This is a genomic window from Microbulbifer variabilis (assembly GCF_052468405.1).
In genome coordinates, this window is sequence record NZ_CP174343.1 from 2,501 (window position 1) to 23,824 (window position 21,324).

At 49.9% G+C, this 21,324-nt stretch carries 17 protein-coding genes and 2 rRNA genes; 6 read left to right on the forward strand and 13 right to left on the reverse strand.

Annotated features, from left to right (window positions below):
- Positions 1 to 129: 129 nt before the first annotated feature.
- Together ACJJJB_RS00335 and rrf are read left to right on the forward strand one after the other, a co-directional pair.
- Positions 130 to 3,007 (forward strand): 23S ribosomal RNA (locus tag ACJJJB_RS00335).
- Positions 3,008 to 3,210: 203 nt separating this feature from the next.
- Positions 3,211 to 3,326: ribosomal RNA gene (gene rrf, locus ACJJJB_RS00340) — 5S ribosomal RNA — on the forward strand.
- Positions 3,327 to 4,251: 925 nt separating this feature from the next.
- On the opposite strand, the gene ACJJJB_RS00345 is transcribed toward rrf, so the two are convergent.
- The 5 genes from ACJJJB_RS00345 to ACJJJB_RS00365 all read right to left on the reverse strand — a co-directional run bounded on the left by ACJJJB_RS00345 (position 4,252) and on the right by ACJJJB_RS00365 (position 9,080).
- Complete coding sequence (locus tag ACJJJB_RS00345; RefSeq protein WP_282951705.1) at positions 4,252 to 5,661, reverse strand: M20/M25/M40 family metallo-hydrolase; 1,410 nt, start codon at positions 5,659 to 5,661, stop codon at positions 4,252 to 4,254.
- A gap of 29 nt (positions 5,662 to 5,690) precedes the next feature.
- Positions 5,691 to 6,041 (reverse strand): hypothetical protein, encoded by a 351-nt coding sequence (locus tag ACJJJB_RS00350; RefSeq protein WP_282951704.1) that lies wholly within the window; start codon positions 6,039 to 6,041, stop codon positions 5,691 to 5,693.
- A gap of 4 nt (positions 6,042 to 6,045) precedes the next feature.
- Complete coding sequence (locus ACJJJB_RS00355) at positions 6,046 to 6,813, reverse strand: TSUP family transporter (protein WP_282951703.1); 768 nt, start codon at positions 6,811 to 6,813, stop codon at positions 6,046 to 6,048.
- Complete coding sequence (locus tag ACJJJB_RS00360) at positions 6,800 to 7,429, reverse strand: lysophospholipid acyltransferase family protein (RefSeq protein ID WP_020411846.1); 630 nt, start codon at positions 7,427 to 7,429, stop codon at positions 6,800 to 6,802. The genes ACJJJB_RS00355 and ACJJJB_RS00360 overlap by 14 nt, the downstream gene beginning before the upstream one ends.
- A gap of 70 nt (positions 7,430 to 7,499) precedes the next feature.
- Entirely contained in the window at positions 7,500 to 9,080 is a 1,581-nt protein-coding gene (locus tag ACJJJB_RS00365) for a peptide chain release factor 3 (RefSeq protein WP_282951701.1), read from the reverse strand.
- Positions 9,081 to 9,441: 361 nt separating this feature from the next.
- On the opposite strand from ACJJJB_RS00365, the gene ACJJJB_RS00370 reads away from it, so the two are divergent.
- The 4 genes from ACJJJB_RS00370 (at position 9,442) to ACJJJB_RS00385 (ending at position 13,676) form a co-directional block, all read left to right on the forward strand.
- Positions 9,442 to 9,849 carry a hypothetical protein gene (locus ACJJJB_RS00370; RefSeq protein WP_157533335.1) on the forward strand — a complete coding sequence of 136 codons (408 nt, stop codon included), beginning with the start codon at positions 9,442 to 9,444 and terminating at the stop codon, positions 9,847 to 9,849.
- A gap of 375 nt (positions 9,850 to 10,224) precedes the next feature.
- Complete coding sequence (locus ACJJJB_RS00375; protein WP_445365493.1) at positions 10,225 to 10,716, forward strand: hypothetical protein; 492 nt, start codon at positions 10,225 to 10,227, stop codon at positions 10,714 to 10,716.
- A gap of 610 nt (positions 10,717 to 11,326) precedes the next feature.
- Positions 11,327 to 11,434, forward strand: a complete 108-nt coding sequence (locus ACJJJB_RS00380; protein ID WP_157533350.1) for a hypothetical protein — start codon at positions 11,327 to 11,329, stop codon at positions 11,432 to 11,434.
- 478 nt (positions 11,435 to 11,912) lie between these two features.
- The gene (locus tag ACJJJB_RS00385) at positions 11,913 to 13,676 is read left to right on the forward strand and encodes an aminopeptidase P family protein (RefSeq protein WP_282951698.1); all 1,764 of its coding nucleotides are present in this window, start codon (positions 11,913 to 11,915) and stop codon (positions 13,674 to 13,676) included.
- 69 nt (positions 13,677 to 13,745) lie between these two features.
- Here the strand turns inward: ACJJJB_RS00385 and ACJJJB_RS00390 are convergent, their stop codons facing one another.
- From ACJJJB_RS00390 to ACJJJB_RS00425, 8 genes are all read right to left on the reverse strand, one after another.
- Positions 13,746 to 14,417, reverse strand: coding sequence for a response regulator (locus ACJJJB_RS00390; RefSeq protein WP_282951697.1), 672 nt, complete (start codon positions 14,415 to 14,417; stop codon positions 13,746 to 13,748).
- Positions 14,418 to 14,422: 5 nt separating this feature from the next.
- Complete coding sequence (locus ACJJJB_RS00395; protein WP_282951696.1) at positions 14,423 to 15,880, reverse strand: ATP-binding protein; 1,458 nt, start codon at positions 15,878 to 15,880, stop codon at positions 14,423 to 14,425.
- Positions 15,881 to 16,063: 183 nt separating this feature from the next.
- A complete protein-coding gene (locus tag ACJJJB_RS00400) occupies positions 16,064 to 16,621 on the reverse strand; it encodes a hypothetical protein (protein ID WP_282951695.1) in 558 nt (185 codons plus the stop codon).
- 30 nt (positions 16,622 to 16,651) lie between these two features.
- Entirely contained in the window at positions 16,652 to 17,998 is a 1,347-nt protein-coding gene (locus ACJJJB_RS00405) for a YHYH protein (protein ID WP_445365494.1), read from the reverse strand.
- A gap of 563 nt (positions 17,999 to 18,561) precedes the next feature.
- Positions 18,562 to 18,708: a hypothetical protein gene (locus ACJJJB_RS00410; RefSeq protein WP_020411857.1), complete on the reverse strand. Its 147-nt coding sequence runs from the start codon at positions 18,706 to 18,708 to the stop codon at positions 18,562 to 18,564.
- A 105-nt stretch (positions 18,709 to 18,813) separates the two neighbouring features.
- Entirely contained in the window at positions 18,814 to 18,996 is a 183-nt protein-coding gene (locus ACJJJB_RS00415; protein ID WP_353376957.1) for a YHYH protein, read from the reverse strand.
- A gap of 3 nt (positions 18,997 to 18,999) precedes the next feature.
- Positions 19,000 to 19,683, reverse strand: coding sequence for a hypothetical protein (locus ACJJJB_RS00420; protein WP_157533337.1), 684 nt, complete (start codon positions 19,681 to 19,683; stop codon positions 19,000 to 19,002).
- A gap of 233 nt (positions 19,684 to 19,916) precedes the next feature.
- Entirely contained in the window at positions 19,917 to 21,299 is a 1,383-nt protein-coding gene (locus ACJJJB_RS00425; protein ID WP_020411860.1) for an MATE family efflux transporter, read from the reverse strand.
- Between the last annotated feature and the right edge of the window lie 25 nt (positions 21,300 to 21,324).

A 21,324-nucleotide genomic window follows, 5' to 3' on the forward strand; every position in this document is an offset into this window, starting at 1 on the left:
GCGAGGTTGAGTACTAACAATACTCAACATCAATATTGTGTGTCTCTCAAGCACACAATCCGGCGTCCGGGCCAATGATTTATTGTTGAGTCTGGATGTTAAAGTCGTTAGTAGTCGTTTGTGTTGTATGGTCAAGCGACTAAGCGTATACGGTGGATGCCTTGGCAGCTGGAGGCGATGAAGGACGTAGGAGCCTGCGAAAAGTCTAGGGGAGCTGGCACACAAGCTTTGATCCTAGAATGTCCGAATGGGGAAACCCACTCCTTTTAGGAGTATCCATAACTGAATTCATAGGTTATGGAGGCGAACCCGGGGAACTGAAACATCTAAGTACCCGGAGGAAAAGAAATCAACCGAGATTCCCTTAGTAGCGGCGAGCGAACGGGGATTAGCCCTTAAGCTCTTTATGTTTTAGTGGAAGGTTCTGGAAAGTACCGCGATACAGGGTGATAGCCCCGTACACGAAAAGGCATTTAGAGTGAAATCGAGTAGGTCGGGACACGTGTTATCTTGACTGAATATGGGGGGACCATCCTCCAAGGCTAAATACTCCCAGCTGACCGATAGTGAACCAGTACCGTGAGGGAAAGGCGAAAAGAACCCCGGAGAGGGGAGTGAAATAGAACCTGAAACCGTATACGTACAAGCAGTAGGAGCCCTTCGGGGTGACTGCGTACCTTTTGTATAATGGGTCAGCGACTTATTGTCTGTAGCAAGGTTAACCGCTTAGGGGAGCCGTAGAGAAATCGAGTCTTAATAGGGCGTTTAGTTGCAGGCAATAGACCCGAAACCCGGCGATCTATCCATGGGCAGGTTGAAGGTTGAGTAACATCAACTGGAGGACCGAACCCACTAATGTTGAAAAATTAGGGGATGACCTGTGGATCGGAGTGAAAGGCTAATCAAGCCGGGAGATAGCTGGTTCTCCTCGAAAGCTATTTAGGTAGCGCCTCGCGTCTCACCCTCGGGGGTAGAGCACTGTTTGGGCTAGGGGGTCATCCCGACTTACCAACCCCATGCAAACTCCGAATACCGAGGAGTGCAATCGCGGGAGACACACGGCGGGTGCTAACGTCCGTCGTGGAAAGGGAAACAACCCAGACCGCCAGCTAAGGTCCCAAATACCAATTAAGTGGGAAACGATGTGGGAAGGCCCAGACAGCTAGGAGGTTGGCTTAGAAGCAGCCATCCTTTAAAGAAAGCGTAATAGCTCACTAGTCGAGTCGGCCTGCGCGGAAGATATACCGGGGCTAAATTGGTAACCGAAGCTGCGGATGCCTTCGGGCATGGTAGAGGAGCGTTGTGTAAGCCGTTGAAGGTGGATCGGGAGGTCTGCTGGAGGTATCACAAGTGCGAATGCTGACATGAGTAACGATAAGGGAGGTGAAAAACCTCCCCGCCGGAAGACCAAGGGTTCCTGTCCAACGCTAATCGGGACAGGGTTAGTCGGCCCCTAAGGCGAGGGCGAAAGCCGTAGTCGATGGAAAACAGGTTAATATTCCTGTACTCGCTATTGCTGCGATGGAGTGACGGAGAAGGCTAGGCCAGCATGGCGATTGGTTGTCCATGTTTAAGGTTGTAGGCTGGGGACTTAGGCAAATCCGGGTCCCTAAGGCTGAGAACTGATGACGAGTCTCTTTTAGAGACGAAGTGGTTGATGCCCTGCTTCCAGGAAAAACTTCTAAGCTTCAGGCAATAGTGAACCGTACTCTAAACCGACACAGGTGGTCAGGTAGAGAATACCAAGGCGCTTGAGAGAACTCTGGTGAAGGAACTAGGCAAAATGGTACCGTAACTTCGGGAGAAGGTACGCCGGTTTTGGTGATGGGACTTGCTCCCTAAGCTGAGGCCGGTCGAAGTGACCAGGTGGCTGCGACTGTTTATTAAAAACATAGCACTCTGCAAACACGTAAGTGGACGTATAGGGTGTGACGCCTGCCCGGTGCCGGAAGGTTAATTGATGGGGTTAGCTTCGGCGAAGCTCTTGATCGAAGCCCCGGTAAACGGCGGCCGTAACTATAACGGTCCTAAGGTAGCGAAATTCCTTGTCGGGTAAGTTCCGACCTGCACGAATGGCGTAACGATGGCCACGCTGTCTCCACCAGAGACTCAGTGAAATTGAAATCGCTGTTAAGATGCAGTGTACCCGCGGCTAGACGGAAAGACCCCGTGAACCTTTACTACAGCTTTGCACTGAACTTTGAGCCTATTTGTGTAGGATAGGTGGGAGGCTTTGAAGCAGCGACGCTAGTTGTTGTGGAGCCGTCCTTGAAATACCACCCTGGTATGTTTGAGGTTCTAACTCTGGTCCGTTATCCGGATCGAGGACAGTGTATGGTGGGTAGTTTGACTGGGGCGGTCTCCTCCCAAAGAGTAACGGAGGAGTACGAAGGTGCACTCAGCATGGTCGGAAATCATGCAATGAGCATAATGGTATAAGTGCGCTTGACTGCGAGACAGACATGTCGAGCAGGTACGAAAGTAGGTCATAGTGATCCGGCGATTCTGTATGGAAGGGTCGTCGCTCAACGGATAAAAGGTACTCCGGGGATAACAGGCTGATACCGCCCAAGAGTTCACATCGACGGCGGTGTTTGGCACCTCGATGTCGGCTCATCACATCCTGGGGCTGAAGCCGGTCCCAAGGGTATGGCTGTTCGCCATTTAAAGTGGTACGCGAGCTGGGTTTAGAACGTCGTGAGACAGTTCGGTCCCTATCTGCCGTGGGCGTTGGAGATTTGAGAAGAGTTGCTCCTAGTACGAGAGGACCGGAGTGAACGAACCTCTGGTGTTCCGGTTGTCACGCCAGTGGCATTGCCGGGTAGCTATGTTCGGACGGGATAACCGCTGAAAGCATCTAAGCGGGAAGCCTCCTTCAAGATAAGATCTCCCTGGGAACTTGATTCCCCTAAAGGGCCGTGGAAGACTACCACGTTGATAGGCTGGGTGTGGAAGCGTTGTGAGGCGTTGAGCTAACCAGTACTAATTGCCCGTGCGGCTTGACCATACAACAGAGATGGTTACTAACGACTAGCTAAGCTAGCGGATTGTGAGTTAGAGACATACGATCGCTTGCGGTGTATTACTACAGATTGTTTTACCGACTTATTTGGGGTTATCGCCGGTCAACAACATGACCGAGGCAAACAGCGATAACGCGGCAGGCCAAGCACATTGCTTATAAGACCAGCGCCAACCCAAGCCAGTTTGCCTGACGACAATAGAGTTGTGGAACCACCTGATCCCTTGCCGAACTCAGAAGTGAAACGCAACATCGCCGATGGTAGTGTGGGGCTTCCCCATGTGAGAGTAGGTCATCGTCAGGCTTCTAATCCGAAAGGGCCACCCAATGGGTGGCCCTTTTTTTATGTGTGAAAAAAATATCCGTGAAGAGCCGTAAAGAAGAAAAGCAAAAACTTGGAAGTTAAAAATAAAAAAAGGCAAAGATGAAACGAAGAAAAATTAAAAAAGAAAAGCTAAAAATAAAAACTAAGAAAATAATGTGACAAAGAAACCCTGAAAAGTAATGAATAACCCAGTCAGGTTTTTGCCCTCAAAATCCAGTTGAAAAATTTAATCAGGAAAAACCCCGGTAAAAAGTCGAACACGTTTACGCGACTGTAAATAAAGAGTTCTCCTCGCGACTTTCTCTCCTGGAAAAAATTGAGCGCCCAGCTATTTTTTACTGCAATCTTCCCTGGAAGGGCATTCCCAAATAATTTACCGCAGTACTACTAGTAGTCTTCCCGGAAAAAATCTTCCCAATAAAGAAATTATCTCCGCTGTAAAAAAGGGCCTGACAGGGATAAAAGTGACACAAAAATACCAATGAAAAAGCCGGTGATTTTTTGTGCGCTCGCGCAATGTCACACAACTGTAAGGCTGGCAGCGGATATACCACAGTTATACACAAGTCTATCCAGCCATTCTGTTAATAACGGCCGACCTGTGGAAATCACCCTAGAATCAGTGGTGTTTTTTTACCCATTAAAAGGCCCCCTATGGAAACAGAGGCCTGAAAGTGGATATCCCGGAGTTATGCACAGGTCTATCCATGGATTCTGTTAGTAACCGTCTCTTCATCCGCTTGTCATCAGTTATAAACAACTACCTGTTTAGACAGAGATGTCAGTTTTATTAAAGGTGGCACGGAAGTCTTTGTGATCGAAAGTTTGGGTTGGGTGGAATAAGAGGGAAATAAAAAAACCCCTCTGAGTGGGGGCTTTTAAAAATAACTGGAGTATTTATAGATTACTCAGATTTAGTGGGAATACGCCCGAGGTCACCTTCCATTTCGGTGGCAAGGAAAGACATCACCACCCAGGCAGCGACATTTTGGCGCAGGTTCTCAGGGTCGATCTTGTCCAGGGTATCGTTGGGAGTGTGGTGGTAGTCGAAGTAATCAGTACCATCCTGGTAAAGGCCAAAGGCTGGCACACCCTGGGCGACGAAAACACTGCTATCGGGGCCGCCATAGGATTCGTTATTACCACGCTCAATACCTAGCGGCGCCAATAATTGCATCATCTGGTCGGCGATATCGAATTTACTCTCCGGTAGCCTAGTATCAAAGCGCCAGATTTTTCCTGCGCCAAAGTCAGATTCTGAAATGGCGATAATGTTGTCGAGTTCATGGCGGTGGGCATCGACATATTGCTTAGCACCGACCAAGCCAATTTCTTCTGCACCGAACAGGACTACACGCAGGGTGCGACGTGGACGCTCGGGTAACTCACCAATCAGGCGTGCAGTCTCCAAAACAATGGCGACACCAGCACCATCGTCAAGGGCACCTGTGGCTTCGTCCCAGGAGTCCAGATGGGCCCCAATGATCATGACTTCTTCCGGCTTTTCGCGACCAGTAATTTCCCCAATCACATTAAAAGAGGGGCCATCGGCAAGGCGCTCATTATTCACATTGAGCTTAACTTCTACAGGTGCACCGCGTTTGAGCATGGCTTCAAGCAGGTTGGCATCGGGTGCTGAGAGCGCCAGGGCGGGGACCGGATTTTTAATACCGTCGATAGACATCATACCGGTGTGAGCGAAACGGTCTGAGTCTGTGCCGACGGAGCGCAGGAGCAGGGCAGCTGCACCTTTCTCTGAAGCTGCGCGCATACCGCGACTGCGCCCCTGAACTGCAGGGCCATAGCCTTCACCGGTGCGGGCTTTTTCCATGCGTTTGTTGATAAACGCTATTTTACCCTTAACCTGTTTTGGCGATGCTTTAATTAAAGCCTCTACATCGGCGAACTCGACAATCTCGGCGGTGAGACCGCCATCGGGTGTTGCAACACTGTAGCCCAGGGAGCTGACAACCAGGGGTTGCGGATAAGGAGAAACAACTTCTGCGTGGGCATGGCCACGAGCCCAGCGCGGTACGTCTATCTGTTCCGTATAGACCCGGTCAAAACCCAGGTCTTGCATCTTTTTCTGAGCCCAGGCCACTGCACGCCGGTCTCCCTCGGTACCTGCGCGGCGAGGCCCAACCTCCACTGTCAATGATTCCACGATGCTGTATGCATCTGAGGACTCCAGGGCGCGGTCGCGTAGTACCTCGGCAACTGAGAGGTCCTCCTGAGGCAGCGGTTTTGCCTGGGCGATACCAATCGCCATGGTTGCTATAAGACCCCCGGTAAGGGATAACAGTGGTTTAAACATATGTTTATCCTTGATTAACACTCGTTGGCTCAAGATTTTGACTGTTTGTCTGATGTATTAATAAGTAGTTTGCTGCGAATTTGGCGCAGCTGTTCCAGTCCCCTTTCGGTAAATAAATAGGGTGGGCTATCACTGGACTCGTACTCTTCTATTTCCAGGCACTTGAGACGCATTTTCTCCAGCTCTGGGTCATGGCGCATCGGAATCGCCACCAAAGCACGCCACTCACTCTCGCTGGCCTGACCGGTAATGGCGTCTTCCAGGCCTTTAATAAAACTGGCTCTATCCATGCGAAAACGCGGGGTACGCAAGTGCATAAAAGTCCAGATTACAATGACGAATGCACAGAAGGACAGCAGCAAGGTGAGAAACAGGGTCACTTTTCTACGGCTCCAATAGTAATTTTATCGCGATAGCCAGGGTGGCAAGAATAATCACAGGCTTAATTAGCCTGGCTCCATGTGTGATAACCAGGTTGGACCCAAGTCTTGCACCAATTATCTGGGCGGCAGCCATAGTAATACCCAGCATTAGAGAGAGGTGGCCACCTAGTATAAATATAACTAGTGAAGTGATATTTGTGGCCAAAACCAATGGTTTGGTCGACGCAGTAGCTTTACGCATGTTGTAGCCGAGTAGCGCCGCAAATGCTAAGGCATAAAAGGCTCCCATGCCGGGGCCAAAAAAACCTCCGTAAAAACCTATCCCGCCACCGACAAAAAGATGAAAGAGCCTCGAGTCCATTCTGGGTTTGGAGTCGATGTCTGAAATTCTCGGTGAAAAACTGAAGTAGAGAGCAATGGCGATAATCAGTAAAGGCAGTAATGTATCCAGTGTTTCAACGCCGAGCTTTGTGACAGCCCAGGTCCCCATGGATGAACCGATCATTGCTGTGACAAGGCCGGGCCACAGGGGTCTCAGTTGCAAGTGCCCCTTTTGAAAATAGTTAAAACTGGATGAGAGAGTGCCGAAAACCGCTTGGAATTTATTGGTGCCGAGGGCATCGAGCGGGGGAAGGCCAGCCCATAAAAGTGTGGGCAGGGTGATCAGGCCTCCACCACCGGAGATGGCGTTGATAAAGCCCGCGGTGAAGGCCACCGCGGTGAGTATCAGGAGTGTGGTTAAGGTTAAATCGCTACTAAGTTCTATCACGGGAGGATTCGTTACCCTCCAAGGTGCCAGTCTGCATTTTGCGGTGGAACCCCTGGTATTTACTGAAGCGGTGCTGGATCTCTCTCATATCCTCGTCCAGGTTTCCGGTGGGATGGTAGAGGGAGTCAAGGCAGAAGCGTTTACGTGAAAAATCCCAGGCAACCAATAAGATTGGTACATTGGCTGCGTAAGCAATTCGCAGGAAACCACTTTTCCACTTGGTAACTTTCTTACGAGTTCCTTCGGGAGTAATACCGACCCACATTTTCTCGTTATTGCGGTACTGCGTGGCTACCTGTTTTGCGATACCCCCTGCGGAGCCGCGATTGGTAGGGACACCGCCGAGCCACATAAAGAGATTTTTAAAGGGAAAGAAAAAAGCTTCCCGTTTCATCAGCCAGGAAATTTTTACCCTGTAGGCCATGATAAAAGGCATGGCTACGACAAAATCCCAGTTGGATGTGTGTGGGGCCAGGGCCACCATCACTTTCTTCTCAGGGGGGAAGGTGCCCTCCAGGCGCCAGCCCATCAGCCTGATCAGCAGCCTGCCAATAGCAGCGGTGACGCTGTTGCCAAGGCGGGGTATCTCTGCCGGTAATTCTTTCTGCTGACTCATTATGGATCTCTCAGTCTACTGCTTAAACGCCCTGGAACTGGCAAATGGTCTCAGGAAAAGCCCGCATAAATTAATGCTCACGGGTAGCGTAGAAGCGAATATCCGGATAACGCTCCTCTGCCAACTGCAAATTCACTCGGGTTGGTGCCAGATAGGTTAGGTGGCCGCTACCGTCAATGGCGAGATTGGTACTTGCTTTGCGTTTGAAGTTCTCCAGTTCTTTGACGATTTCACTTTCCACCCAACGGGCTGTATTCACATTTACATTTTCGTAAATGGCTTCTACTTTGTATTCGTCCTTAAGGCGATAGGCAACCACTTCAAACTGCAATACACCAACGGCACCGACAATAATGTCGTTGTTATCCAGCGGGAAAAATACCTGGGTAGAGCCTTCTTCAGAAAGCTGTTGTAAACCTTTTTGTAACTGTTTCAGTTTCAACGGATCTTTGAGGCGAATCCGGCGGAACAACTCTGGAGCAAAATTGGGGATACCAGTAAATTTAAGAGCCTCACCTTCGGTAAATGTATCGCCAATCTGGATAGTACCGTGGTTGTGTAAGCCGATAATGTCACCGGCAATGGCCTCTTCTACATGGGTGCGGTCGCCGGCCATAAACGTCACGGCGTCGGCAATTTTTACATCCTTGCCAATGCGCACATGCTTCATTTTCATTCCGCGGGAGTAGGTACCGGAACAAACGCGCATAAAGGCGATACGATCCCGGTGTTTGGGGTCCATGTTGGCCTGGATCTTAAACACAAAACCGGAAAACTTTTCTTCGCTCGGTTCAACCTGGCGCTCTTGGGTAGCGCGGGACTGGGGACCCGGAGCCCACTCCACAAACCCATCGAGCATTTCACGAACGCCAAAGTTACCAAGGGCAGTACCAAAAAATACTGGGGTAAGTTCGCCCGCTAGGTAAGCTTCCAGATTGAACTCATGGGTGGCACCGCGCACCAGCTCGATCTCCTCGCGGATATCCTCTGCGTACTCCCCGAGCAATTCGTCAGCCTCTGCTGAATCAAGTCCCTTAATCTGGATATCATCCGGGATGGTGTGGCCTTGGCCTTGGGTAAATACGTGAATCGTATCGGTGTAGAGGTTGTAAACCCCTTTAAAGCTTTTGCCGGAACTGAGCGGCCAATTGATAGGAGCGGCCTGGATGTTGAGGACCTCCTCAATTTCATCCATCACTTCGATGGGGTCTCGAATGTCCCGATCGAGTTTGTTGATAAAAGATAGAATGGGAGTGGTACGCAGGCGGCACACATTCATTAGTTTTATTGTACGGTCTTCGACCCCCTTGGCCCCATCGATCACCATCAGTGCCGAGTCCACTGCGGTGAGTACCCGGTAAGTATCCTCGGAGAAGTCCTCGTGTCCAGGAGTATCGAGCAGGTTAACCGTGCGCTCTTTGTAGGGAAACTGCATGACCGATGAGGTGACAGAGATGCCCCTTTCTTGTTCCATGGTCATCCAGTCAGAGCGCGCATGGGGCCCCTTCTTACCTTTGACAGAGCCTGCCATCTGGATTGCGTTTCCGAACAAAAGTAACTTTTCGGTCACGGTTGTTTTACCGGCATCCGGGTGGGAAATGATGGCGAAAGTTCTACGTCTTTGAAATCGTTGAGAAAAATCTTGGTTCACTTAGATTTAACCTTATCTGTGTACGCCCTGTGTACACATATAGAAATATACTCCAAGGCCGAATCCGAAAGGACGCATTATATCAAATTGGCCTTTGGTTTTGCTCTTGGCTGGTGACCAATGAATACTATCCGGTCAGGCTGGTCGATGCTAATAGGGTGGCAGGGTAGGCTCTTGGCTGTATACATTTACTGTTGCTGGAGTTGACTCTTTCCAACGTTCCTGGGTTAGCTTCACTGATTAGTTTTTGCGGCCCATGTTTTGTATTGATGTGACAATATTGACATTTGATGACAGGCTGGGTTGAAATGGCTATGGACTTGCTGAAAGTCTTCACACGTCATTTTCAAGGAGCACTGAAATGGAAGTTAAACGAAAATTTTTTCTAACAGCAGCATTACTTGTATCAGTAGCGCACTCTGTACCGGCACTGGCATCTACATTATCAACCAGCATAGAACTCAAAAATAACACTTCTTCTGATAATGTGCTCATTAATGGAACAAATTCAACCGGGATTATTTCTCCATTATTTCCAAGCCCAGCAGTTGCAAACAATTCGACTTTCCACACCTCTATCACTAATGGTGTGGCGGATGCTGGGGTATTAACCTATCAATCATGTAGGTTCAATTGGTCAGTTATCCAGATGAATGGCTACTATCAATTTTCAATAGGAGCAACCCCTTCATCTAAGTGCAGTTCAGATGTATTGGTTCAAAATGTGTTTACTGGGGAATACAAAATAAGATTCAACATCGACGCCTAAATAAGTAAGTAATCCTTAGCGAAGGCGATGAGGTGCCTGCCATCGCTAAGGATGGACTGGAAAACAACTGTGTATTTTTTAGGCGTAAAATTTGAACCTCCCACTGCTCATCACCTTTGATCGACTAATATCCATTTAAAATCTTTTTGCCTTCGATATCGAAAATCCTTTAGAGATACACAAAATGTAATACCCGCTCAATTTTAACGCAGAAGAAATAATTATTTTCTATTAATTGATTATGGGTAATGGAGATAGATTTATTGAGAAATGCAATAAAAGACGCCGTGTAATTGTGTGTGATAAATAATGAACTTCGAAGCGTAACAACTTACCCCTTAGTGCCGACAAATAATCTCAAGTCAGATTTTTTACTTGAACTTAGTGGATAAATTTATTTGCGACGGTTATGTAAGGAGAATGATGATGTGTAATAGTTGTTATAGTTCTGGGGCAACTTATACCTTAATAAATAAAATTGAACTGTGGGCCAATAATGGTCTTACCTATACCGATTTAGAGTGTTTGGTTCGTTCATCTGCTGTGACTTATCCAAATACTTATGTTTTTGTTTTTAAAAATGCAATTATATTTAACGGTACTGCTCGAAAGGTATACGTCGACGTACATTATGTTGGCAACAAAATAATTCCGGGTTCGCCGCGACAAGCATTTGGAGGGCTTTGGGTGAGCGGAGTTGGAAATCAAGCGATGAAACCAGAACAGCACGGTGGTGTGCTACTAAGACAATTAAAATTGGAGCTTCCCAGTCATGCGCCAAAAGGTGGAGTAAAAGCTGTATTTGGTGACCGACATGGCAATCGGCCATTACCAAATGGGATAATTCAATCGAATAAGTTAATATAAGGTGCCCTTTTCGGGTTGATATCCTTCCCGCCCGATAAAATACAAGCTTTCCTCTTCGGGTGGGGAAGTATTGGTCTCAAGCTGCTTCTGGATGTGAAACTTGAGGCTCCCACTTTTCAATATCATCGATAGCCCAATGTTTGTGACTGTCAGATGCTTTGATGTGTGGCTATGGAAAAGGGTTTGTGTCTCGTTTTATCCATCTAAAAAATGTACGGCTTGAGCAGCGGTAGTGTTGGTATAAATCCTTGGTTGACCAATATCCTTTAATCATATTTTTTCTGTTTCTTAATATCTAGACATTTTGCTCTACACAAAGGCAAATCCCTGGCCGTTGTGTGTGAGTTCACCTGCTTGCTACACGGAGTCGTAAACGGGATTAACCGTTGCGTGTCCGAAGAAAATATCTTTGATAATATTGCGTATCATTAGGTGATGTGATCGCCGAAGTTACCATTACCGCTATACAGACTCCATACATCACCGGTGATTCGTAGGTAGATTTTCGGCAGGTCAGAAAGTCCATTATTGGGTCGTAATTGCCAGGTGAGGGGAAACTATACAAACGATCGAAAGACTCAATTTAAAGCCTGGCTAGGGAACCCTTTATCTGGGGGCTGTAGGTCCCCAAAAGAAATGGAAGATACAGGAGGCTTATATATCTCCTGCCTATACCATTAGGTGGGGACTTGCCAAGGGTGATGACTTGAGTAGTTAGTGGAAGCTGTACCTTAGGAGTGGGATTTGCTGAGGGTGGCAACTTGAGTGGCTTGCAGAAATTTTACCCTTAGAAAATTAATATTTAAATCAGGTAGTGTTCCACTTCATATTCTTTGTGCCATCTCAGCCACTGTATTCTGCCAAGTGTCCGACAGTGCTCAGTATGTATACATTTTCACGGTTAACAACAAGTCGATTTGTGAACATGCCTATATACAGATTTTCTTGTGGCTGAGGTTGGTTTTGTATGCGCCGGTACTGTTTAGAGGGTGGGGTATACTGCGAATTAGGCAATATGTGAGCTTGATCAGCGAAGACCAAGCTCCAATGGGCTGAGTTGCTGTCAGGGCTGGCGCTTCTGGACATCTTTCGAATAAAGTTGGCCTTTCAGCCAAATCAATGTTGGGCGGATTGCACAGTGGGACCAGTCAAGGCTGGTGAACGGGTTTGCAGTTCTCTTAAGTTAAGGGGGATCTATGAGTCAGGACAGGTTGCAGGCGTTGCGTGGTGAGCTCAAGCGGCAGGGGGTGGAGGCCTTCCTGGTTCCCCGCGCTGATGAATATCAGAATGAGTATGTACCCGCCGCCGATGAACGACTGTCCTGGATAACTGGGTTTACCGGGTCCGCCGGCATGGCAGTAATCAGTCAGAGGGAAGCAGCGCTGTTTGTCGATGGGCGTTATACATTGCAGGGAGAGCAGCAGATAGGGGATCAACCCATTGAGTTGGAAAACCTTGATGGTCAGGCTATTGCTGCTTGGGTTTGCGATCAATTACGTGAAGGACAGTCGCTTGGCTTTGACCCACGTTTACATACCGAACCTGGACTGGCACTGCTGAAAAAGCGTCTCGCCGAGAGGGATATCTCCCTCCGGCCACTGGAACAAAATCCAATAGATGCGGTTTGGCGGGATCGGCCCCACCCTCCCTGTGGAGCCGCGCGTCCACATCCATTGGTATTTACCGGGGAGCACTCTAGAGAAAAGCGCCAGCGTATTGCTGGATTACTGGCGGAAAAACGTGTAGATGCCCTTTGGCTGCCCAACCCCGAAAGCTGCGCTTGGCTTTTTAATATCCGCGGTGATGATATTCCCCACCTCCCCGTTGCCCTGGCTAATGCGGTGTTGTACCAGGATGGCAGTGCCACACTGTACCTGGCCGAGCAGGCTATTGGTGAAGGGGTGCTGGAGCATCTGGATCACGAAGTGATACTGGTGTCAGAAAAAGGGCAGTTATTCGAAGACTTGCGCCGTCGCCATGCCAATAAGATCTGGGTAGATGCCTCAATAAGCAATTGCTGGACCCTGCAGCAGCTGCGCGAACTGGATTTACAGTTGCTACTTGAGCGCGATCCCGTGATTGAGGCGAAGGCTTGTAAAAATTCTGTGGAGCTGGCCGGCTCCAGGGCCGCCCATGAGCGCGATGGCGCGGCACTGTGTGAGTTTCTGTGCGAGTTACCCAGTGCGGTTCAAAATGGCCTTGACGAACTGTCGGCGGTGCAACTGCTGTATAGCAAGCGCGAGGAGCGCGAGGGTTTCCGCGGAAATAGTTTTGAAACTATCTCGGGCTACGGACCCAACGGTGCCATTGTGCACTACCGGGTGAGTGATCAATCCAGCTTGGCGATGAAAGCGGAAAGCATTTACCTGTGTGATTCCGGGGCTCAATACCCGGATGGCACTACCGATGTCACTCGCACAGTGGCCCTGGGGAAATTTCCGGCACCTGCAAAGGAGCACTTTACCAGAGTACTGAAGGGCCACATTGCAATAGCCACCCTGCGCTTCCCACTAGGCACCTGCGGAGAGCAGATAGATGCTATCGCAAGGCGCTCACTGTGGGAGGCGGGTCTGGATTATGCTCATGGTACAGGCCATGGGGTTGGCAGTTTCTTAAGTGTGCATGAAGGACCACAGAGAATTGGCAAGGTAGCCACTGGTGTGGCATTGCAGCTAGGCATGATTCTTTCCAATGAGCCCGGCTTTTACCTTACCGGCCAATATGGAATTCGAATAGAAAATCTGGTTTTCGTTAAAGAGAGTGCGGATTACATCGGTTTTCTGGAGTTTGAGGAGCTGACATTGGCGCCGATCGATCACCGTTTAATTGATGTGGAGCTGCTGACAAAAAAGGAGTTGGACTGGCTCAATCGCTATCACCAGCGCGTACGCGATACTATTACGCCGCTGGTCAATGAGAAGACTGCCGAGTGGCTGCAAAAGGCGACCGAAGCCCTGTAATTTTTTAGCTGGGGCTTGCCCCCAGCAGTTGTTATAAGCACCAAAATTTGCCTGTGAATAACAAGGCTATTATTGCATCTCGAATTTATATCCCGCCCCATACACCGATTGAATAAGCTCTGTGTCTGGTAGTACAGCGGTTATTTTCTTGCGTACTTTTTTGATATGGCTGTCGATAGTGCGGTCGCTGATTACCCGGTAATCTGAATAGATGCGATCCATGATTTGCTCTCGGGAAAAAATGCGGCCGGGTTCACTGTAGAGCAGCTCAAACAAGTGAAACTCCAGGGAGGTCAAACCAACATCGCGGCCGCCAATACGCAGCTGCCTGGTTTTGGGTTCCAGTTGTATCGTGCCCAGGTCTGGTTGCCCGGTGGCAGTGGTACGACGTAATACCGCCTTTACCCTTGCTACCAGCTCCCTGGGACTGTACGGCTTGCACACATAATCGTCCGCACCAATTTCCAGCCCTCGCAGGCGGTCTGCTTCCTCTATTCTGGCGGTCATCATAATAATCGGTACATTACTGGTGCGACGGATTTCCTCGCAGATTTCCAGTCCGCCTTTTCCGGGGAGCATCAGGTCCAGCAAAATTAAATCTGGCGATTGGGACTTCACATAGGGCACAACCTGATTGCCATCAGAAAGGATATCGGCTTGATATTCAGCTGCGCGTAAATAGTCCAGCAGCAGGTTGGCCAGCTCGGTTTCATCTTCAACTATAAGGATTTTTGCGGTCATTATTCCTACCATTTGATCCGCTGAATAAGGGGGAGAAAAATACTGATTTCCAGGCCTCCTAAGCGCGAAGAGGTGGCTGAGATACTGCCCTCATGGGCTTTGACAATATTTTGACAGATTGACAAACCCAGGCCAGCCCCACCGGTCTCGCGGCTACGTGAACTTTCAGTACGGTATAGGCGGTCGAAAAGGTGGGGTATATCCCCATTGGTGACTCCAGGGGCTGAATCCTCGAAAGTGAGGATAACGGTTTGTGCTTTGGCACGGGCTGAAACTCGTAATTGGCCGCCACTATCGGTATAGCGCAAACTGTTAGTGAGCAGGTTGCCGAATAGCTGCTGTAGGCGCGCCGCATCGGCATAGATGAGCCTGTCTGCACTTAGTTTATTGGTCAATTTCAAGGCTATATTTTTCTGCGCAAAGGCACTGCGAAAATCATCGACGATATCATTTAGTAATGGAGCTAGGGGAATATCGGTTTTGCAATAACTAAGAGCTCCCACGTCAGATAGGGAGAGTTCGTAGAGGTCGTTGATCAGGCGATTTAACTGGTGAATTTTATCATGGAGTATATCGAGGTTTTTTGGGGAAGCGGTGCGTACACCATCCTGTAACGCCTCAATTTGTCCCTTCAACACTGCCAGTGGAGTGCGCAATTCATGGGATATATCTGCCATCCAGCGATTGCGTGCGTGCTCATTGGCCTCAAGGGTTGCAGCCAGCCGGTTGAAATCCGCACTTAGCTGGCCCAGCTCATCGCTGCGTTCAATATCGATACGGGTTTTGTAATTGCCGGAGGTAAGGCGATGGGTAGCTTCAGCTAGGCGGCGGATGGGGCGAACCAGCTGCCAGGCCAGGGGCAGGGCGATACCAAGGGCCAGGATGAAGGTGACAATAGAGATCAGTGCAAAAGTACGTGACTGTTCCCGTATAAAGCCCTGCTCATAATTATTGGACAGGGATGCCGGTGGGTTGATAGTGAGAAACCCCACTGTCTTGCCTTCAACGGTCAAGGGTTGGTAGAGCAATTTCTCTGCTGGTGCGGGGCGTCCAATCACCAGGCGCTTTTCGCTATCGAGCAGGCTTAGGCGTGGGCCGAGACGGTCACCAGCGGGTGGAGGCATTCCTGGTCTGCCACCTTCTGGACCCATGCCCCTTGGAGGCCTGCCGGGGCCGCCAGGGGGCGGTGGTGGTAATTGTCCCAGTTGGCGAAAGATGGTTTGATGGTGTAGGTCCAGCCATTCATGGCCGTTGCCTTCCAGGGACTGCCAGCTCCCTTTATGTGCATAAAAGTCTTCCAGCGCTTGAACAAGGTCTTCAACATCGCGTAGTTCCTGTGCACGCATGTAGGCGAGAAAACCGTGGCTAAAACTCCACTGGAAAAATACAAACATACCACCGACGGTAATTGCGGTGGTCAGTAAAAATGCCAAGCTGAGTTTGTAGCGAATATTTAACGACATATCGTATCCGGTTCGTCCTTCAGGCTGTAAACGCGGCGAATCCTCCCGTTCCGTTGATCCTGGGTCATGCCTGTGCTGGTCGGTTGTAACACAAGCGTACACGTACAGTAATTATGCAGTAAATACGCAGATGATTTTCTTTCCCATGGCGGGTGAGTAGCTTTTGCTGTGCAGAACAAAAGCTCAATTATTTGCAAGGGTGGCTCCCAGTGTTGGAGCCTGATTTTTAACGGAAGCTCCGAGAGAAATTGGCGAAGTGGAAAACCGGTGTAAGACAAAGTTTTCCCGGTCGCACTGTATAAAGAGGGTTGCCAGTATCCGTTTACCTCCACGGCTCCAGGTGCTGTGATCGTGTGCATTTAGGGTTACAGTGATTTGGTTAAATCCGGGCCGTAATAGCTTTTCTGGCAGGTGCACATCGGCGGCATAGAGGCGCTGTACTTTTTTGCCATTAATATAAAGATGTGCGTGGCCCTCAAGAAATCTTTGTGGGGTATCACTGGCATCGCGAGGTGATTCGAGTTCGAAGCGGTCAAAGTCGATGTGTAAATTGAATCCGGACATCGTATCCCGGCTGATGTTCAGCTCAATTCTCGGTGTGGCAATATGCATTGGTATTTCCACAATGGGGTGCTGATCACCACCGTGTCCTGTATGCGGATTGGCTTGGGCTATCACTGTGAGGGTGCCGATCACTGCATATACCAGGAACCCGGCAATTAAATACTTGTGTAATTTCATAAGCTGCTCGCTTCCAAGTATGATTAAACTTTAACGACCGAAAGTAGTGGAGCATCGATTCACGATAGTTTGGTCGTCCAGTTTTCCGTAAAAGCGCGGCCCAAAAGTAAATGGGAATGCCGGTATCAGCTGGGCATCATCACTGAGCGTAACCGTTAGGTGGTAGTGATAGCCGCGCTCGCTATCGCTGTGCCCGTTGTACTGATCAAGGTAGGCTCCGCCCAGAGCGGTTAATTCGGAATCCCAGTAGTAATCTTCGTAAAAGAAACCAGAGGTTGTATCGAATTCATTACCCGATAGTGAGGTATAGCTGCCGCTGGTAGTGGGACCGGTATTATTGGTGGTTTGGGTCCCCTGGTTGATGTTGTATTCATCTACCAAGAGACAGCTCCGCTCTCCGGCATCGCCACAGCCGGTTTTCGAGTTGGGATCGTTATAGTTGCGCACCGCCCAACTACTCAGTGCCAGTTGGTCGTCGTCTTCCCAGGGGCCGTGAATGGCATAGCCATCGGCAGTGTAGCCGTAGATTGGTGAGTGGCTATCACCCACATCACCCACCAGGTCAGCGAGGCAGTTGCTGTAGAAGTGATGGTGGTAGTCGCCATTGGCGGCATGGCCTCCACAGACATCCACATCGTAGACCTCTGCGAAAGGTGCGAGAGTGTGCCAGGTGTTGTTAACTGACTGGCCATCACTCCATTGGTAAATTGAGGTGCCGTTCACCCAGTAGCCCTGGACGCCGAGGCCGGTCTCGCAATCCTCGGTAGCAACTTCTGGCGTTTTGGGAATATAGCCTTCATGGGAAACGTTTTCTGGGCAAACGGGCCCCGGTGGCCAAAAACCATATCCAGCTTCAGCGCCGCAAGAGGAATTACTGCGGTAACCAATATCCTGACCAAAACTGATAATATCCCCTGGCTGCACTGTAGGGCTGCCACTGAGGAAGTCTGTGCTGACTTTGGGGCGGCTGAGAAGCGCGTTGAGGATATTGTCAGTGATAAGAATTTCGTAGTCGGGGATGCCTGTAGCAGTTACCCGTGTATAGTCTCTGCCACTCACCGTTACTGACTCGACACTTTGTACGTTTACCTGAACCTGTTCATTACTGTTATTCTCATAGATGTAAGGAGCGCGCTCATCGGTGGTGTTGATGATCCAAACACCGGCATCCCCCGAGCCGCCATCATCGCTGCTGTTATCCCCAGAGTCACTATCGCCATCACTGCCACTGCTGCTCACATCACTGCTTGTTTCTGTTTCAGAGGAGGAGTTTCCACCACCTCCACAGCCATGCAGTACACCAGCGAGTAATGTGAGGGTGAGGGCATAGGACAGTAGCGAGTACCCGTCGTGATTTAAGAGTGCTTTTACTTTCATAATCCACCGAGGCATCAAAGGATAAGTACTTTGAAACTACCCGAGAAAAGTGGACAAAATATGGATGCTTGCTGTGCATTTTGATACTGGATGCAGTACAAGAATTATACTGAGAAGCGGTTTCTAAACTGGAAATTCCCCCCGACAACCTAAACTGAAAAGCTGTCCTATGTCTTTGCCGCTAAGTAATTCAGTCATTTTTTAGAGAGAGCAAATTCCTCCTGTACCTATGATTATTTATCGCCGGGCATTGTGTACAGTGCGCCTGGGGTAATGGTGTTAATTTTTGCAAAGCCCAATATTTTTATGGACAGAGTTCCAGCGCACAGGCTGTGCGCTGGAGTCCCGTCGAGTCACGGAGGGAATCAGGGGCGCGGAGGTGGTCTGGGTGGCAGCCCGCCGCCGACTTCACCGGAGCAGACATTTACCAGGGTTTGATCGTCCAGCTTGCCGAAGAAGCGTGGGCCAAGGGTATAGGGGAAGGCTGGAATTAACTGCGTGTTGTCACTCAGGGTCACGGTCAGGTGGTAATGGTAGCCACGCTCTCTATTACTGTGCCCATTCTATTGGTCCAGATAAGCGCCGCCTTGTGCGGTTAGATGCGGGTCCCAGTAGTAATCCCTATAAAAGAAGCCGGCAGAAGTTTTGAAGATATTGCCGGACAGAGCGGTAAAAGTATCGCTGGTACTGGGACCAGGTTTATTCAGCACTTCATAACCTTGTGCCAGGCTTTATTCGTCGACCAGCCGGCGGTTCCTCTCTCCGGGAGAACCACACCCGCTGATTGAGTTGGATCGTCGTAATTTTCGGATAGCTCAGCTACTTTTGGCCAGCACACCATCTTCTTCCGAGGACCCATAAACTGCATAGCCGTCGGCAGTAAAGCCGTAAATGGGTGGGTGGTTGTTACCTATGTCGGCTACAAGCTCTGCAAGGCAGTCGCTATAGGAATGGTGGTGGTAATCGCCACGTGCGGCGTGCCCACCGCAAATATCCACATCCTACATTTCTGCCACTGGCGCCAGAGTGTGCAAGGTTCCATCCAAAACCTGGCCGTCGCTCCACTGATAGATAGAGGTACCGTTAACCCAGTACTCTTGGACACCCAGGCCAGTTTCACACGCCTCCCCAGACTCTTCCGGCACCAGCGGAAAATACCCCTCGTGGGAGATATTTTCCGGGCAGACCGGGCCTGATGGCCAGTAATCATAGCCAGCATTCACGCCACAGGAAGAGTTACTGCGATAGCCGATGTCCTGGCCAAATCTGATGAGATCGCCAACCTGTAGGAGTGGATTGCCGCTGACGAAATCGGTATCCACCCTGGGTCGACTTAGGAGCCATTCGTACAGGTCTTCAGTAATTTCGGTTTCATAGTCGGGGATACCGGGGGCCGTTACACTCGAATAGTCTTTTCCACTCACCGTAACCGAATCGACACTCTGTACATTCACCAGAACCTGTTCATGACTGTTGGCTTCGTAAATATAGGGCGCGCGTTTATTGTCGATATTTATTATCCAGGGGAAATTATCCAAGTTTTCAGTGAAGTTATTTAAATTCTCACTCGAGTCAGAGCTTTCTTGGGTTGGGTTATCCCGATCGCATCCGCCTAACAAGCCAATGAATATGATTAACAGGATTTTTTCAGGCAGCAGGCGCTGCATTGAGCGGGGGTATTCCATTGCTTCCATAGGTCACCGACCATGTTGGGAATTGGTCGATTTCTAAGTGATCCTTCACCGGAAATGCCGGATTTGAGGTGAGGCTTGCCGGTGGTGTCTGAAGCGATTGAGGAAAAGTGGAAGTAATGTGCATGAAGAGAAAAGTGGCGGTCGCTTCCTTGACTGGTACTGACGTTTGAGTGAGTGGAGTGCCTGAGGTGGGGAGTAAGCCCCGGTGTGCCCGGGGCTGCTGTTTAGCTGGCTGGCAGCTGCTCCGGGGTGGCTACTTCGGCCGTACGCTGTCGGGTATCGTGGCGTAGCCACCACCATGAAAGGATACCCAGGAGGATATTGGATGTGGCTGTCGCAACAAACAAACCGGTCATTCCCCATAGCTGATTTCCCAGCCAAGCCAGGGGCAGGTAGATACCGAGCACCCTCAAGAAGGAAATCATGGTAGCGGGCAGGGGGCGTCCAAGGCCGTTAAAGGCGGCATTGGCTGACATTACAAAGCCGTAACCGGCATAACTGATGGGCACCAGGGTGAGGTAGGCGACTGCCACGGCGATAACTTCTGGGGACTCACTAAACAGGCGCGCGATAGGTTCGCCAATAAAATATAAAAGTACTGCCAGGCTACTGCCCAGTATGAGGCAGAAACGTGCCAGTACGCTGACAGTTTCCCGCAGCCGATCGATTTTTCCAGCTCCAGCATTCTGTCCCATAAAAGGACCAACTACCGCTGAAAGCGCATAGAAGATAATCAGAGCCATCGGCTCAATACGCATCGCTACCCCCAGGCCGGCAACGGCATCATCACCATGCACAGCAACCAGTGCTACAACGACACCGCCAGACATGGGGATGATCACATTGGTCAGTATCGCCGGCAGTCCTACGGCCAGTATCTTGCGCCAGGATTCAATCAGGGTGCCCAGGTGCCATTGGGGTGGGGCCATCAAGTGTTCGCGGCGAATCAGGAAATAAAGAGCTGCAAAGAAACTCAGTGCGCGCACGATGACCGTCGCGATTGCCGCACCCTGTAATTCCAGGCGGGGGAAGCCAAACAGCCCAAAGATCAGGATGGGATCGAGAATAAGGTTAAACAGGGCCACACCCACCATAATACGCCCGGTCAAGGCGCTGTTGCCGATGGCGCGTAAGGCGGACATGGCGATCGTGGGGACAATCACGAAGATAGTGCCGAGGTACCAGGGCACCATATAGTCGGCAATGAGTGGCAGTAGCTCAGGGCTCGCACCAAGCAGTGAGAATAGTGGTCGGATCGTGAGCAGGCCGGCAACTGAGATTACCAGGGAGATCAGTAACGCCAAAATCGAAGTATCGGTAACCAGTCTGCGTACATCCTGTACTTCTCCGGCACCAAAGGCACGGGCGACTGCCGATGAGGTGCCGGCGCCCAGGCCGATAGCAAAGCTGTTGATTACCATCACTACGGGAAAGGTAAAACTCATGGCCGCCAGTGGCGCACTGCCCAATTGGGAGACAAAGAAAGTGTCCACAATATTGAAGGACATTACGGCGAGAATGCCCCATACCATAGGAAGGGCCAGCCTCTGCAGGTGAGCGGGCACCGAGCCTTCGAGGAGTGATGGGCTGCTGTTCGATAGCGTCATTCAATAACTCTTTTTACGCGGTCGG